Consider the following 16,210-nt stretch of genomic DNA (forward strand, 5'->3'; position numbering starts at 1 on the left):
CGGGTGGGCTGCGTTCGACAACGCCGCGATAAGGGATGATGGCGGTGTGAGTGAAGCGGATAAGGCCGAGAAGTTCGCACCGGGCGAGGTGTCCGGCGCGGCACCGCTACGGATGCGACTGCTGATTTCGATCGCCGTGGTGATCCTCGGATTGGACCTGGCCACCAAGATCGCGGTCGTGCGGTTCATCGACCCGGGCAAGCCGATCCGGATCATCGGCGACGTCGTCACCCTCAACCTGATCCGCAATCCGGGCGCCGCGTTCTCGATGGCCACCGGCATGACCTGGCTGCTGACACTCGTCGCGATCGGCGTCGTGATCGGCGTGATCAAGATCGGCCGGACGCTGCGCTCGCCGTGGTGGGCGCTCGGTCTCGGGCTCGTCCTCGGCGGCGCGCTGGGCAACCTGATCGACCGCATCTTCCGGGCCCCCGGCCCGCTGCAGGGGCACGTCGTCGACTTCGTGTCGGTGGGCTGGTGGCCGGTGTTCAACGTCGCCGACTCGTCAATCGTGTGCGGCGCGGTGCTGCTGGTCGTGCTGACCCTGTTCGGGTTCAACCCGGACGGCACCCGTGGCAACGAGTCAGACTCCGACGGCAGCACCATTACAACCGACACCACCAACACCGACAACACAGACGACACCGGCACCGACCAGAACACCGAGGGGAACTCCTGATGCGCGAGACACGGTCGATGCCGGTGCCGGACGGACTCGAAGGCATGCGGGTCGACGCCGGACTCGCGCGCCTGCTCGGACTGTCCCGCACCGCGGTCGCCTCGCTCGCCGACGAGGGCGCCGTGCTGGTCGACGGGTCCGCGGTCGGCAAGTCCGACCGGCTGCCGTCCGGCGCATGGCTCGAGGTCGAACTGCCCGAGCCGGCCCGACCGCTGACGGTCGAGGCCCAGCCGGTCGAGGGCATGGACATCCTCTACGCCGACGACGACATCGTGGCGGTCGACAAGCCGGTCGGGGTGGCCGCGCACGCGAGCGTCGGGTGGACCGGACCGACGGTGGTCGGGGGACTGGCCGCGGCCGGGTACCGCATCTCGACCTCCGGCGCCCACGAGCGGCAGGGCATCGTGCACCGGCTCGACGTCGGGACCTCCGGGGTGATGGTGGTCGCGACCAGCGAGCGCGCGTACACGGTGCTCAAGCGGGCGTTCAAGCAGCGCACCATCGACAAGCGCTACCACGCACTGGTACAGGGTCACCCCGACCCGAGCAGCGGCACCATCGACGCGCCGATCGGGCGGCACCGCAGCAACGACTGGAAGTTCGCGGTCACCGCCGACGGCAAGCCGTCCATCACGCACTACGACACGGTGGAGGCGTTCCAGGCGGCGAGCCTGCTCGACATCCATCTCGAGACCGGCCGCACCCACCAGATCCGGGTGCACTTCGCGGCACTGCGCCACCCGTGCTGCGGCGACCTGACCTACGGCGCCGACCCCCGGCTCGCGGAACGCCTCGGCCTCGAGCGGCAGTGGCTGCACGCCCGCTCGCTCGGTTTCGCGCATCCCGCGGACGGTCGCTGGATCGAGATCACCAGCGAGTACCCGAAGGACCTGCAACACGCACTCGAGGTCCTCAGGAGTGCGTGAGCGGGCCGGCCTGGTAGCAGCAGCTGCCTGCGTCGTCGCCCTGGTCGTGCTCGTCGTCGTGCTGGGAGTCCTCACGCCGCCGCGACCGTCGTCCATCGCGACCGACCGCCTCGGCCCGGACTCGGGCGAGGAGGTCGCCCAGTACCTCGACCGTGCGCGGGCGAGCCTGGCCGAACCGGAGTCCGGGGACCCGCGCTGGGCGCTGGTGTCGCTCGCGCCCGAGACCACCGCACGGCAGGCCTACACGTTGGCCGACGGAGTGCGCGTCTCGCAGGTCCTGTTCCGGGTCCCGCTCGACCGGGTGCAGACACCGCTGATCGTCGTGGACGTCGCCGGCGAGGAGTCCGTTCTGCGGGCACCCGCGGTCGCGGCCGACCGGTCGCAGGGCAGCACCGGCGAATGGGACCGCCAGGCGCAGATAGACGCGGTGTCGGCCACGCGGCTCGCGCAGGACTGCGCGTGCGTGGTGGGACTGACGGTGCGTGGCGACCTCGACCGACTGCGCGCGCTCGCCGGTACGCCCGGAGTGCGGGCCGTCGAGGCGCTGCCGCCGGACGCGGTGTTCGGCCGGTTCGCGGTCAACCCGCTGCTTCCCGAGCAAACGCAGACGGCGGCGCCCGGACCGGACGACGGCGAGGTACCCGCACAGTGAAATTCGCCGAGTGGCCCGAGCAGTGAGCGTCGACGCGTCGAGGTGGTCCCGCCGCTCCGACGCAGAGGTCGGCGTCGCCGCCGGTGTCGGCGCGCACCTGATGTGGGGAATGTTCCCGATCTTCTTCGGCCTGCTCGCCCCGGCGGGGGCGGTGGAGATCCTGGCGCACCGGATGCTCTGGACCCTGGTGCTGATGCTGGCGGTCGGGTTGGCGACCCGCCGGATCGTGCGGTTGCGGTCGCTGACACCGCGATCGATGCTCCTGGTCGCCGCGGCGGCAACGATGATCTCGATCAACTGGGGTGTCTACATCTACGGCGTGACGTCGGGCAGGGTGGTCGAGACCGCGCTCGGCTACTTCGTGAACCCGCTCGTCAGCGTGCTCCTGGGCATGGTGATCTTCCGGGAGCGGGTCAACCGCTGGCAGGCGGGCGCACTGGCCCTGGCCGCGGTCGCGGTGCTGGTACTCACCGTGGACTACGGCCGCCCGCCCTACATCGCGCTGACGCTGGCGCTGTCCTTCGGTACCTACGGGCTGATCAAGAAGGTGGTCCCGCTGGACCCGGTCACCAGCCTCACCGCGGAGGGACTGGTCACCGCCCCGTTCGCGATCGGGTACGTGATCTTCCTCGCCGTCACCGGGGCCGGCACCTTCCTCGGCCACGGCGCCGGGCACACCGTGCTGCTGATGGCGGCCGGCGTGGTGACCGCGGCGCCGCTGCTGCTCTTCGGTGCGGCGGCCCAGCGGGTGCCGCTGGTCACGCTGGGGATCATCCAATACTTGACGCCTTCGTTGCAGATGGCGTGGGGCGTGGCGGTGCTGCACGAGGACATGCCCGCCTCGCGCTGGTTGGGTTTCGCGCTGATCTGGCTGGCGCTGGTCGTCTTCACCGGCGACGCCGTCCGTCGGGTGCGACGGACCAGGCGCGCGGTCCTGGTCCCGGCGCGCTGAGCTCGGGCATACCACGCGCCAGTTCGCGCCCACCTCGGCGCGCATGCCCGGTGCTGTCGGGGGCACCGCCTACACTCGGGGCACCCCAGTCCTCCCGGTCGACGCGACCGGTGAAACCGAGCACGGAGAGGCGCGCGTGGCTGACTCGTTCGTTCATCTGCACAATCACACCGAGTACTCGATGCTCGACGGCGCGGCGAAGGTCGGCCCGATGTTCAAAGAGGCTCAGCGACTGGGGATGACGGCCGTCGGCATGACCGACCACGGCAACATGTTCGGCGCCAGCGAGTTCTACAACGAGGCGCGCAAGCACGGCGTCAAACCGATCATCGGCATCGAGGCGTACATCGCGCCGGAGTCCCGCTTCAACACCAAACGTGTGCTGTGGGGTGATCGCAGCCAGAAGTCGGACGACGTCTCCGGTAGCGGCGCGTACACCCACATGACGATGGTCGCGGAGAACGCGACCGGCGTGCGGAACCTGTTCAAGTTGTCCTCGCGGGCGTCCGTCGAGGGTCAGCTCGGCAAGTGGGCCCGGATGGACGAGGAGATCATCGCCGAGCACCACGAGGGCATCATCGCCACGACCGGCTGCCCGTCCGGCGAGGTGCAGACCCGGCTGCGGCTGGGCCACGACCGTGAGGCTCTCGAGGCCGCCGCGAAGTGGCAGGAGATCTGGGGCAAGGACAACTTCTTCCTCGAGTTGATGGACCACGGGCTGTCCATCGAGCGGCGGGTGCGTGAGGGTCTGCTCGACATCGGCCGCAAGCTGGGCATCCCGCCGCTGGCGACGAACGACTGCCACTACGTCACCAAGGACGCAGCCGAGAACCACGAGGCGCTGCTGTGCATCCAGACCGGCAAGACGCTCAGTGACCCGACCCGGTTCAAGTTCGACGGCGACGGCTACTACCTCAAGTCCGCGGAGGAGATGCGCGCGATCTGGGACGACGAGGTGCCGGGGGCGTGTGACTCGACGCTGCTGATCGCCGAGCGCGTCCAGCCTTACGACGAGGTGTGGGAGCACCGGGACCGGATGCCGATCTTCCCGGTTCCGGAGGGTCACACCCAGCAGAGCTTCCTGCGGCACGAGGTCATGCGCGGCCTGGACCGGCGGTTCCCCGACGGCCCGCCGCAGCAGTACCTCGAACGAGCTGACTACGAGATCGGCGTCATCAACGAGATGGGCTTCCCGGCCTACTTCCTGGTGGTCGGTGACCTGATCAACCACGCCAAGGAGGTCGGCATCTGGGTCGGTCCCGGTCGTGGATCGGCCGCTGGTTCGCTGGTGGCCTACGCGATGGGCATCACCAACATCGACCCGATTCCGTACGGGCTGCTGTTCGAGCGGTTCCTCAACCCCGAACGCATCTCGATGCCCGACATCGACATCGACTTCGACGACCGTCGCCGCGGCGAGATGGTCCGCTACGCCACCGAGAAGTGGGGCAGTGACCGCGTCGCTCAGGTCATCACGTTCGGCACGATCAAGACGAAGGCCGCGATCAAGGACTCGGCCCGGGTGCAGTTCGGTCAGCCCGGGTTCGCGATCGCCGACCAGATCACCAAGGCGCTGCCGCCGCCGATCATGGCCAAGGACATCTCGGTCGCCGGCATCACCGACCCCGAGCACGAGCGGTACAAGGAGGCCGTCGAGGTTCGGACGCTCATCGACTCGAATCCCGACGTCGCGAAGATCTACCAGACCGCGAAGGGTCTCGAAGGTCTGATCCGCAACGCGGGCGTGCACGCCTGTGCGGTGATCATGTCGTCGGAGCCGTTGACCGATGCGATCCCGGTGTGGAAGCGGGCCCAGGACGGCGCGATCATCACCGGCTGGGACTACCCGTCGTGTGAGGCCATCGGCCTGCTGAAGATGGACTTCCTGGGGCTGCGGAACCTGACGGTCATCGGCGACACGCTGGAGAACATCAAGACGAACCGGGGCATCGACCTCGACCTCGACTCGCTGCCGATGGACGATCCAGCCACGTTCGAGCTGCTGTCGCGGGGCGACACCCTGGGTGTGTTCCAGCTCGACGGCGGCGGCATGCGCGAACTGCTGAAGCTGATGCAGCCCACCGGTTTCGGTGACATCGTCGCCGCACTGGCGCTCTACCGCCCGGGCCCGATGGGTGTGGACGCGCACACCTCCTACGCCAAGCGCAAGAACGGGTTGGAGGACGTCAGCCCGATCCATCCCGAGCTGGAAGAGCCGCTGGCGGAGATCCTCTCGGAGACGTACGGGCTGATCATCTATCAGGAGCAGATCATGCACCTGGCGCAGAAGGTGGCCGGGTACTCGCTGGGTCAGGCCGACCTGCTGCGCCGGGCGATGGGCAAGAAGAAGAAGGAGATCCTCGAGGAGGCCTACGGCGGCTTCCAGCAGGGCATGCTGGACAACGGCTTCTCCCAGCCCGCGATCACCGCGCTGTGGGACACAGTGCTCCCGTTCGCCGGCTACGCGTTCAACAAGTCGCACTCCGCCGGCTACGGGCTGGTCTCGTACTGGACGGCCTACCTCAAGGCCAACTACCCGGCCGAGTACATGGCCGGCCTGCTCACCTCGGTCGGCGACGACAAGGACAAGTCGGCGGTCTACCTCGCGGACTGCCGGAAGATGGGCATCACCGTGCTGCCGCCGGACGTCAACGAGTCTGCGGTCAACTTCGCCTCGGTCGGCAGCGACATCCGCTTCGGCATGGGTGCGGTGCGCAACGTCGGCGCCAACGTGGTCGCGTCGATCATCAAGGCGCGCACCGAGAAGGGGAAGTTCACCGACTTCTCCGACTACCTGAACAAGATCGACGTGCTCGCCTGCAACAAGAAGGTCACCGAGTCGCTGATCAAGTCGGGGGCGTTCGACTCCCTCGACCATCCCCGCAAGGGCCTGTTCCTGATCCACACCGACGCCATCGAGTCGGTGCTGGGTACCAAGAAGGCCGAGGCCGTCGGCCAGTTCGACCTGTTCGGCGACGCGGGCGGCGGCGACGAGTCGCTGTCGTCGGTGTTCGCGATCCGGGTCCCGGACGAGGAGTGGGACACCAAGCACCGCCTGGCGCTCGAGCGAGAGATGTTGGGGCTCTACGTGTCCGGGCATCCGCTCAACGGTGTCGAGCACATCCTGCGGCAGCAGTCCGACACCTCGATCGCGTCGATCCTCGAGGGCGAGGTCAAGGACGGCGCCCAGGTGACCATCGGCGGCATCGTCGCCTCGGTGGACCGTCGGATCAACAAGAACGGCCTGACCTGGGCCATCATCCAGCTCGAGGACCTCGTCGGCGGGATCGAGGTGCTGTTCTTCCCGCAGGCCTATGCGGTGTACGGGATGGACATCTCCGAGGACTCGATCGTGCTGGTCAAGGCGCGGGTCTCGATCCGCGACGACCGCATGTCGCTGATCGGCAACGACCTCGCCGTGCCCGACCTCTCGGCGGTCGGGGTGGCGAAGCCGATCGCGGTGAGCCTGCCGACCCGGCTGTGCACCCCGGACAAGGTGGGGGCGCTCAAGCAGGTGCTGACCCGGCACCCGGGCACCTCGGACGTGCACCTGCGCTTGATCAGCGGCACCCGGATCACCATGCTCAAGCTCGACGACAGCCTCCGGGTGGAGCCGTCCTCGGCACTGATGGGCGACCTGAAGGCGCTACTCGGCCCGAGTTGCCTTGGCGGGTAGCGGATTTCGCGGGTAGTTGCTGTCGTGGACGGGGTGCGGCGGCACTCACATCCGCATGCGGTGGTGCCGGAACATCTCGTCGTCGCCGCCGTGTGTGATGACGACGAGGGCAACGATGGTGTAGACGATCGCGAACAGCACCAGCAGTGCGCCGAAGAGCCACAGCGACAACTGTCCGAGCCGGCGTACCCGGTCCGACGCGTCTTGTGCGGCCCGCGGGTCACCGCCGGCCCACAGCGGATACACCTCGAAGGCGTGGGTGAAGGCGGAGAACGCCAGCGGCCAGAAGAAGAGTAGGGACGCCACCGCCCAGCCGGCATTGCTCGGCGGCCTGGCGGGGTAGGCGGGCGGGCCGGTCGGACCCGGCGGCGGGGTCGGTGCGGACGGGGCAGATCCTGTGCTGGGTGAATCGTCGGTCGGAGAAGTCATGGCAGCGCTCCAGGGGTGAGGGCTCCAGGGGTGAGGATTCCACTCACCAGGCTACGAGCCGTCGCTGTGGATCGGCTGAGAGTGATGCGCGCTAACTACTGCTGTTGCTCCAGTACAGGCGGCGCGCCCACCACACGGTGACGGTGACGGCCGCGGCCGCGAGGACCGCCGGTTGCAGTGCCTGGGCGAGCGCGAGCACCACGAGGAACGTCAGCAGGCCGACGACAAGTGCCTCGAGTTTGTACAGAGGCCAGCGGGTGCCCGCGATCTCGACGGTCGCGCCGGACCGCGACCTGCCGCGGCGCGGCTGTGCGGGGGAGTATCCGGCGGTCGTCATCAGTTCAGGGTACAAGCAGATTCAGTTTCGGTCCACCGAACAATTGTCTTCCGGGCGGCTGGATCAGTGCGTCGGGCTGCAGGTGTCGGCGCCGTGGTGTTGACTGACGACCATGCCTCTCGCCGGTGAGTACGAACCGAGTCCGAGTACGTGGGCCGCCGACCAGGTCGATCTGTACGAGCGGTCCGGTGGCACGGAGGGGACGGTGATGCAGGGCAAACCCGTCGTCATCCTCACCACGAGGGGTGCCAAGTCGGGCAAGCTCCGCAAGAGCCCGTTGATGCGGGTCGAGCACAATGGCGAGTACGCCGTGGTGGCCTCGCTCGGCGGCGCGCCGAAGCATCCGGTCTGGTACCACAACGTCATCGCGGACCCGCACGTCGAACTTCAGGACGGCCCGGTCAAGCAGGACATGACCGCCCGTGAGGTGACCGGCGAGGAGAAGGCGGTGTGGTGGGAGCGTGCCGTTGCGGCGTGGCCCGACTACGCGAACTACCAGCTCAAGACGGACCGTCAGATCCCGGTGTTCGTGCTGACCGCGCAGTAGTGGTGGCCACGTAGTAGCCCGGGTACCCGCCGACCCTCCGGAGGTCGCCATGGCGCCGACAACGGTGGCCACCCAGCTCGTCGCCCAACTCGTCGGGGCGGGGGTGCGCCGCATCTACGGCATCGTCGGCGACAGCCTCAACCCGGTCGTCGACGCGGTCCGCCGGTCCGGGGGCGCTGCCGCCGGCGGGATCGACTGGATCCACGTCCGGCACGAGGAGGCCGCCGCGTTCGCCGCGGCTGCCGACGCGCAGGTGACCGGGGAGCTCGCGGTCTGCGCGGGATCCTGCGGCCCCGGCAACCTGCACCTGATCAACGGCCTCTACGACGCCAACCGGTCCGGGGCGCCGGTGCTGGCGATCGCCTCGCACATCCCGAGCGCGCAGATCGGCAGCGGGTACTTCCAGGAGACCCATCCCGACCGCCTGTTCGTCGAGTGCGCGCAGTACTCGGAGCTGATCAGCACCCCGGCGCAGGCGCCGCGGGTGGTGCACTCGGCGATGCAGCACGCCGTCGCGCGCTCCGGCGTCGCGGTCGTCACGCTGCCCGGTGACATCGCGGACTGCCCGGCCGAGGGGACAGCGCCGACGCCGGTGCGGACCCGGCCGCCCGCTGTGGTGCCCGCAGAGCAGGACGTCCGCGCGCTCGCCGACGCGATCAATTCGGCCGAGCGGGTCGCGATCTTCGCCGGAGCAGGCGTCCGCGGCGCCCGCGACGAGCTCATCGCGCTGGCCGAGACGGTCGGCGCGCCGATGGGCCACACCCTCCGCGGCAAGGAATGGATCCAGTACGACAACCCGTTCGACGTCGGGATGACCGGACTGCTCGGCTACGGCGCCGCGCACGACGGCATGCGCGGCGCGGACCTGCTGCTGCTGGTCGGCACCGACTTCCCGTACGACCAGTTCCTGCCCTCCGACGTGCCGACCGCGCAGATCGACGTCGCCGCGGAGAAGCTCGGCAGACGCACGACCCTCGACCTGGCCGTGCACGGCGACACCCTGAGCACCCTGCGTGCGCTCGCCCCGTTGGTCCGGCGCAAACCCGATCGGGCCTTCCTCGAGGGCGAACTCGCCCGGCATCGCACCCTGATGGAGAAGGTGGTCGGCGCCTACACCGGCGACGTCAAGCAGCGCGCGCCCATCCACCCGGAGTACGCGGCGTCGATCCTCGACGACGTCGCCGCCGAGGATGCGGTGTTCGCCGCGGACACCGGCATGTGCAATGTGTGGACGGCGCGCTACGTCACTCCGAACGGCTCGCGCCGATTCCTCTCCTCCGCACTGCACGGATCGATGGCCAACGCCCTGCCGCATGCGATCGGCGCCCAGGTCGCGTCGCCGGGCCGACAGGTGGTCTCGGTGTCCGGAGACGGTGGGCTGGCGATGCTGCTGGGCGAGTTGGTGACGGTCGCGGCGTACCGGCTCCCGGTCAAGATCGTGGTGTTCAACAACTCCACCCTCGGCATGGTCAAACTGGAGATGCTCGTCGACGGTCTGCCCGACTTCGGGGTGGACGTGCCCGCCGTCGACTACGCGGCCGTCGCTTCGGCGCTCGGGATCTTCGCGCGCCGGATAGCGGACCCCGCCGACATCGAGACCGGGCTGCGGGCGGCCTTCGACCACGACGGTCCGGCGCTGGTGGACCTGGTGACCGACCCGATGGCGCTGTCGCTGCCGCCGACGATCACCGGTGGACAGGTCAAGGGGTTCGCCCTGGCAATGTCCAAGATGGTGATGAACGGTGGGGTGGGTGAGGCGGTCAAGATGGCGAAGTCGAACCTGCGCAACATCCCGCGCCCGTCCCAGTTCGACCCGCGCGGGTGAGCGCCCGGGCCGATTGGTCGCGTCGACCGGTCGAGTGGCAGCATTACGGGGGTGTCCAACATGCCGGAACTCGCTGACCTGAAGGCCGCGCTGCCGCTCGACGCGCGCGAAATCGATGCTGCCGCGGCGCGAATTTCCGACGTCATCGAGGCGACCCCGCTGCAGTTCAGCGCGCGACTGTCGGCGGCGACGGGCGCGAAGGTCTACCTCAAGCGCGAGGACCTGCAGGTGGTGCGCTCGTTCAAGCTGCGCGGCGCCTACAACCTGATCGTGCAGCTCACCGACGAGGAACGCGCCTCCGGTGTGGTCTGCGCGAGTGCCGGCAACCACGCCCAGGGCGTCGCGTTCGCGTGCCGCACGATGGGCATCAGCGGCCGCATTTACGTGCCCACGAACACCCCGCGGCAGAAGCGTGACCGGATCCGGGCGCACGGCGGCACGTTCGTCGAGCTGATCGCGACGGGCGAGACCTACGACGCGGCGGCCGCGGCAGCCGCCGCCGACGCGCGCCGCACCGGCGCCGTGATGGTGCCGCCGTTCGACGATCCGCGCACCGCAGCCGGCCAGGGCACCATCGCCGCCGAGATCCTCGACCAGCTCGGCGAGCAGCCCGGCACCGTCATCGTCCCGGTCGGCGGCGGTGGGCTGATCGCCGGCATCGCCACCTACCTGCACGAGCGCTCGCCGAGCACCGCGATCGTCGGCGTCGAGCCGAGCGGTGCGGCGTCCATGACCGCGGCCCTGGTCGCGGGGGCGCCGGTCACCCTCCCCGAGATCGACCCCTTCGTCGACGGCACGGCCGTCCGCCGGATCGGCGACCTGCCGTTCGAGGTGATGTCAGCGCTCGGGGCCGACGTGGTCTCGCACGGCTCGCTGCCGCTGGTGGCCGAGCCGCGTTCGGGGGCCGGTGCGGGCACGTTCGCGATGATCCACGCCGACGAGGGCGCGGTCTGCACGGCGCTGCTCGAGCTGTACCAGAACGAGGGCATCATCGCCGAGCCGTCGGGTGCACTGTCGGTGGCTGCACTCGAGTTGGTGAAGGTGCGGCCGGATTCGACTGTGGTGTGCCTGATCTCGGGCGGCAACAACGACGTCTCGCGATACGGTGAGATCCTCGAGCGTTCGCTGGTGCACCTCGGGCTCAAGCACTACTTCCTGGTGGACTTCCCTCAGGAGCCGGGCGCGTTGCGCCGCTTCCTCGGCGAGGTGCTCGGGCCCGACGACGACATCACCCTCTTCGAGTACGTCAAGCGCAACAACCGAGAGATCGGCGCCGCGCTGGTCGGTATCGAGTTGGGCTCGGCCGCCGGGCTGCCCGCGCTGCTCGAGCGGATGGCCGACTCGGGGATGAACGTCGAGCAGCTCGAGCCGGGTTCGCCTGCATACCGCTACCTCACGTAGGGCAACTGCCGGAACGGCGTCCCCTCCCACCTGTCCGCCCACCGCTTCGTCGGGTGTGCCCTCGGCGTGACCCGCGGCACACTCCTCGAGATCAGGTGTGTGACGACGGGCGAGGAGCCAGCATGACCGAACCGACCGAATTCGAGCCGACACTGCACTTCGACACCGCCGACTCGGGGGAGGGACGGAGCGCGGTCGTCGTGTGGCCCGGGGCCGAGCCGGTTCTGGCCGACCTGGTGTCGACCTTCGGTCATCTCGGCTTCCGGGTCGCCTCGCACGACAGGCTGCCGGACCGCGTGATGGACGGAGGCGCAGCCTCGGTGCACCGTTTCGGTTTCGAGGCAACGGATTTCGTGCTCGGTGAGAATGCGGCGAGGCTGGTCGAGGGAGCGTTCGAGGCCGGATGTCGCGGCGAGACGGAGTTCGACGGCTTCACCGGTCTGGTGGCGGCCGCCGGATTGTCGTGGCGTCAGGCGGCCCTGGTTCGGGCGGCGGGCCGTTACCTCGGCCAGGTCGGCCTGCGCGTGTCCGAGCCGAGCCTGGTGGCAATTCTGCGCTCGCACACCGGATTCGTTCGTGCCCTCGTCGCGCACTTCGAAGCCCGGTTCGCTCCCGGCGTCGACGACCGGGAGGCGACAGCGTCGGCCGCCGCGGGCAGGGTCGCCGATGCGGTCGCGGCCGCGACCACCCTCGACGAGGACCTGGTGCTGCGCGCCATGGCATCGTTCGTCTCGGCAACGGTGCGCACCAACTGGTTTCAGTCACCGACCGGGGACGGATCGGGGCACAAGGCGTACGCGTCCTTCAAGCTCGACCCGTCGCTGCTGTCCATCAGCACGCCGGTGGTGCCCTACCGGGAGATCTTCGTCCACTCGACCGTCGTCGAGGGCTCCCACGTGCGCGGCGGCGCCGTAGCGCGGGGCGGGCTGCGGCTGTCCGACCGTGCCGACGACTACCGGACCGAGGTCCTCGGACTGATGAAGACGCAGACGGTGAAGAACGCGCTGATCGTCCCGGTCGGCGCGAAGGGAGCCTTCGTGGTCCGCGGCGCCGCGACCTCTCCGCGCGAGGCCTACGTGACGTTCGTGAACGGATTGCTCGACGTCACCGACAACATGCTGGACTCGGCGGTGTCGTCCGACCCGGAGACCGTGGCCTACGACGGTCCCGACCCGTACCTGGTCGTCGCCGCGGACAAGGGCACTGCACGGTTCTCCGACACCGCCAACGAGGTCGCGCGGGCACGCGGATTCTGGCTCGGCGACGCGTTCGCGTCCGGCGGCTCGGCGGGCTACGACCACAAGGGGATGGGCATCACCGCGCGCGGCGCCTGGGTCTCGGTGCGCCGACACTTCGAGGAGGCGGGCCTCGACGTCGACACTGACGAGTTCACCGCCGTCGGCATCGGGGACATGTCCGGCGACGTCTTCGGCAACGGGATGCTGCTGTCGAGAAAGATTCGACTGGTCGGGGCGTTCGACCACCGGCACATCTTCCTCGATCCGGAACCCGACGCCGAGCAGTCCTACCTCGAGCGGTCCCGGTTGGCGACGATCGCGGGCGGATCCTGGGACGACTACGACCGGGCCGCGATCTCGGCCGGCGGCGGGGTGTGGTCGCGTTCGGCGAAGTCGGTCCCGTTGTCCCCGCAGGTCCGGCGGCGACTCGGCGTCGACGCGACCGAACTGCCGCCGAGCGAGGTGGTGCGGGCCCTGCTGCGCACCGAGGTGGACCTGCTCTGGAACGGCGGCATCGGTACCTACGTCAAGGCGTCGGCGCAGTCCGATCCGGACGCCGCCGACCCGCACAATCACTCGGTGCGGGTGGACGCCGACGAAGTGCGGTGCCGGGTCGTCGGAGAGGGCGGCAATCTCGGATTCACCCAGGCGGCGCGGGTCGAGTTCGCGCGACGGGGCGGTCGGATCAACGCCGACTTCATCGACAACGCGGCCGGTGTCTGCACTTCGGACCTCGAGGTGAACATCAAGGTCGCGCTGGACGCGGCGGTGCGCGCGGGGAGCCTGGACGCCGCCGAGCGGGACACGCTGCTCGCCGCCGTGACCGACGACGTGGCCGACGCGGTCCTCGCGGATGCCCGGCGCCAGACGCTCGCCATCAGTCTCGCCGAGGCGCATGCACCCTTCCTGCTCAGTCGCCACGACCGCCTGATCGCCAACCTCGAGTCGGAGGCCGGCATCAGCAGGACCGCCGAGGCGTTGCCGACACGCTCCGAGCTGGCCGCGCGGGCCCGGCAGGGATCGGGGCTGACCCGGCCCGAGATCGCGGTGCTGCTGGCCCAGTCGAAGAACCTGGTGCGACGGGAGCTGTTGTCCTCCAAGATGATTGACGACGGGGACTTCTCCGCGACGCTGTCGCGCTACTTCCCGCAGCTGGTCCGGGACCGGGTGCCCGTCGAGATCGCCGGGCATCGACTCGCGCGGGACATCGTCGCGGTCCGGCTCGCCGGTGAGCTGGTGGACCGCGTCGGTCCCGGGATGATCCGGCGACTCGAGGAGCGACTGGGTGCGAGTACCGCGGAGATCGTGCGCGGTTATGCAGCGGTCTCGGAGGTGCTCGGCGTCGACGAGCTGTGGGAGTCGGTGGTGGATCTTCGCGACGTCGCGCCCGCCGCCCGGTTCCGCCTGCTGGCGGGCGTGCAGGAAGTGATCGAGGGGGCGGTGTCCTGGCTGCTGCGGGTCGGCGCATCGGGCGCGCCTGTGACCAGGTTCGCCGCCGGGATCGCCGAACTGCGGCGCGCCCTACCGGGACCGTCGGGGGTGCTCGACGCGGACCTCGCGGCGCTGCGGACGCTCGGGGAGGCGCTGCCGTTGTCCGTCACCGCCGAAAGGTTCGCGCTGCCGGTGCCGCTCGTCGCGCAGGCGCACCGCGAACTCGGACGCCGGCTCGGACTGGACTGGCTCACCGAGAACCTCGAGGTCGGTCGGGAGTACTGGGAGTCGCGTGCCGCCGGCGCGGCCCGCGACGACCTCACGGCGCGGTGGCACGGGCTGCTGCGGGAAGAGCTCGCCAACGGCGGTCCGGTGGACGCCGCGCGCGCCGGTCGGGTGCGTGCGCTGGTCGACGAGCTGCGCGGGTTCGACCGGGTGGAGCTCGCGCACGTGTGCGTGGTCAACGCCGAACTCGGCCGCGCGATCCACGCCGCCGCGTAGCGCCCGCCGCCTACTTCGACTGCCAGGCGATGGTCGCGAGCAGCAGTTCCGCCCGCACTCGGGCCACGTCGAGCCTGCAGTCGAGCAGGGCCTCGACGCGGGCCATCCGGCTACGCAGGGTGTGCCGGTGCACACCGAGATTCGTTGCGGCGGACTCCCAGTGACCGTTGGCCTCGAGGTATGCCCGCAGCGAGACCACGAGCTCGGTACCGTGCCGGCGGTCGTGCTCGGCGAGGTCGGCGACGGTGTCCCGGGCCAGGTCGTCGAGCACCTGCCGGGACGCCGGCGTGGCGAGCAGCGCGTTGCCGGCGAGCGCCGAGAACTCGAGCGGTGTCCCGCCCGATTCCGCGGCCGAGGCGGCACGGCGGGACTGCCCGACCGCGGCGCCCGCCTCGGCCAGCGGCAGGGGGGTGCTCACGCCTACCCGGAGGGACCTCAGGACTGGCTTGGACAACCCGCGCAGCAGCGCACGGGCGGTGTCGGGAGTGTCCGAGCCGCGCAGCAGGACGGCGAGGTCGGTCTCGCGAACGGTCATGAACAGCGGTCGATCGGCTTCCCGCATCGCCCGCTCGACGGCGTCGGCGACCTTGGCGACGGCACTAGGGTGTTCGCACATCACGGTGAGCGCGCGGACCGCGTCGCGGTCGTCGGCGGCGGGGCCGAGGAGGGAGCGGGCCGGTGAGGTGTCCCCGGCTTCGGCTAGCACCAGGGCGAGCGCGAAGCCGTTGAGCCGGTTCTGCGCGGCGAGTAGTCGCTGCGGTTTCTCGTAGTCGAGGGCGAGAAGGGAATTGGCGTGGCCGAGGAGAATCTGGTCGACGCTGCTGAGCGGCGCCGGGCTCAGCAGTGCCAGGTGACCATGCGTTGCGGTCCCCACGCCGATGCGCTGCACCGTGATGGAGGAGCCGGACCTGCCGAGTGAGACCCCCGACGACGCGGGGCCGGTCAGCGTCGTGAGCACGGTCTGGATCTCGGCGGCGGTCGCCTCGTCGACCCGCGCCGGATGCGACGCGACGGATCGTCCCCGCCGGTCGAGGAGCACGGCCGTCGCGCCGGTGGCCCCGGCGAGTTCACGCAGGATCGCGGCGGCGCCGCCCTGGACCACCGCTCTGGTCATGCGGGGCTGGGCGCGGGACGCCCGCAACACGGCCTCGTACTGCAGTTCCGCAAGCCTGCCCATGATGCGCTTGGTGACCGCGTTGAACGGCGTGGCAAGGGGTACCTCGAGCAGGGGAAGGCCCAGACCGTCCGCGGCCGCGACCATGTCCTCCGGCACCGTGGGATGGGTGAGGCCGGTGCCGAAACCGACTGCCGCTACACCGGATTCGTGCAGTCTGGCAAGGTAGCGGGCCCTCCCGGACCTGGTCAGCGGCAGGCGGAGTCCGGTCGTGAGGACGAACTCGCCACCGGAGAGCCACTGGAACGGTTCGGGCAGTTCCGTCGTCAGGGCGAGTGTCACCTCGCGGTCGAGTCCGGTGGCGCCTGCTTTCAACTCGAGTGCCAGTTCACGCTGGGCCAGGATCCACCGCACCGGGACCGCCATCGCTCCTCCTGATCTCGCCCTGCCGGGCGTCAGCGCAACCGTGTCAGCGTCGCAGCGGACCGACCCTCGACGAAAC

General features: G+C 69.9%; 12 protein-coding genes. 9 read left to right on the forward strand and 3 right to left on the reverse strand.

The window, feature by feature from the left end; all coding sequences use genetic code 11:
* Positions 1-112 precede the first annotated feature (112 nt).
* From lspA to dnaE, 5 genes are all read left to right on the forward strand, one after another.
* Positions 113-679 carry a signal peptidase II gene (gene lspA, locus FK531_RS09055; RefSeq protein WP_220126939.1) on the forward strand — a complete coding sequence of 189 codons (567 nt, stop codon included), beginning with the start codon at positions 113-115 and terminating at the stop codon, positions 677-679.
* Positions 679-1,605, forward strand: coding sequence for an RluA family pseudouridine synthase (locus FK531_RS09060; protein WP_142097920.1), 927 nt, complete (start codon positions 679-681; stop codon positions 1,603-1,605). Before lspA ends, FK531_RS09060 begins: the two co-directional genes overlap by 1 nt.
* Complete coding sequence (locus FK531_RS09065; protein WP_246098030.1) at positions 1,598-2,257, forward strand: hypothetical protein; 660 nt, start codon at positions 1,598-1,600, stop codon at positions 2,255-2,257. The genes FK531_RS09060 and FK531_RS09065 overlap by 8 nt, the downstream gene beginning before the upstream one ends.
* A 22-nt stretch (positions 2,258-2,279) precedes the next feature.
* Positions 2,280-3,209: an EamA family transporter RarD gene (rarD, locus tag FK531_RS09070; protein WP_435531039.1), complete on the forward strand. Its 930-nt coding sequence runs from the start codon at positions 2,280-2,282 to the stop codon at positions 3,207-3,209.
* Between the two features lie 136 nt (positions 3,210-3,345).
* Positions 3,346-6,885, forward strand: coding sequence for a DNA polymerase III subunit alpha (gene dnaE, locus FK531_RS09075; protein WP_142097923.1), 3,540 nt, complete (start codon positions 3,346-3,348; stop codon positions 6,883-6,885).
* Positions 6,886-6,930: 45 nt separating this feature from the next.
* On the opposite strand, the gene FK531_RS09080 is transcribed toward dnaE, so the two are convergent.
* Both FK531_RS09080 and FK531_RS09085 read right to left on the reverse strand, forming a co-directional pair.
* A complete protein-coding gene (locus FK531_RS09080) occupies positions 6,931-7,314 on the reverse strand; it encodes a CD225/dispanin family protein (protein ID WP_142097925.1) in 384 nt (127 codons plus the stop codon).
* A gap of 91 nt (positions 7,315-7,405) precedes the next feature.
* Positions 7,406-7,651 carry a hypothetical protein gene (locus FK531_RS09085; RefSeq protein ID WP_142097928.1) on the reverse strand — a complete coding sequence of 82 codons (246 nt, stop codon included), beginning with the start codon at positions 7,649-7,651 and terminating at the stop codon, positions 7,406-7,408.
* A gap of 112 nt (positions 7,652-7,763) precedes the next feature.
* Here FK531_RS09085 and FK531_RS09090 point away from each other — a divergent pair, with 112 nt between their 5' ends.
* From FK531_RS09090 to FK531_RS09105, 4 genes are all read left to right on the forward strand, one after another.
* Positions 7,764-8,198, forward strand: a complete 435-nt coding sequence (locus tag FK531_RS09090) for a nitroreductase family deazaflavin-dependent oxidoreductase (protein ID WP_142097931.1) — start codon at positions 7,764-7,766, stop codon at positions 8,196-8,198.
* A 49-nt stretch (positions 8,199-8,247) separates the two neighbouring features.
* Positions 8,248-10,023 (forward strand): pyruvate dehydrogenase, encoded by a 1,776-nt coding sequence (locus tag FK531_RS09095; protein WP_142097933.1) that lies wholly within the window; start codon positions 8,248-8,250, stop codon positions 10,021-10,023.
* A gap of 60 nt (positions 10,024-10,083) precedes the next feature.
* Entirely contained in the window at positions 10,084-11,424 is a 1,341-nt protein-coding gene (gene ilvA, locus FK531_RS09100) for a threonine ammonia-lyase IlvA (protein ID WP_435531032.1), read from the forward strand.
* 122 nt (positions 11,425-11,546) lie between these two features.
* A complete protein-coding gene (locus tag FK531_RS09105) occupies positions 11,547-14,594 on the forward strand; it encodes an NAD-glutamate dehydrogenase domain-containing protein (RefSeq protein ID WP_142097939.1) in 3,048 nt (1,015 codons plus the stop codon).
* A 10-nt stretch (positions 14,595-14,604) separates the two neighbouring features.
* On the opposite strand, the gene FK531_RS09110 is transcribed toward FK531_RS09105, so the two are convergent.
* Entirely contained in the window at positions 14,605-16,134 is a 1,530-nt protein-coding gene (locus tag FK531_RS09110; protein ID WP_142097942.1) for a PucR family transcriptional regulator, read from the reverse strand.
* Positions 16,135-16,210: the final 76 nt, after the last annotated feature.

Source organism: Rhodococcus spelaei (genome assembly GCF_006704125.1).
Classification (GTDB): domain Bacteria; phylum Actinomycetota; class Actinomycetes; order Mycobacteriales; family Mycobacteriaceae; genus Rhodococcus_G; species Rhodococcus_G spelaei.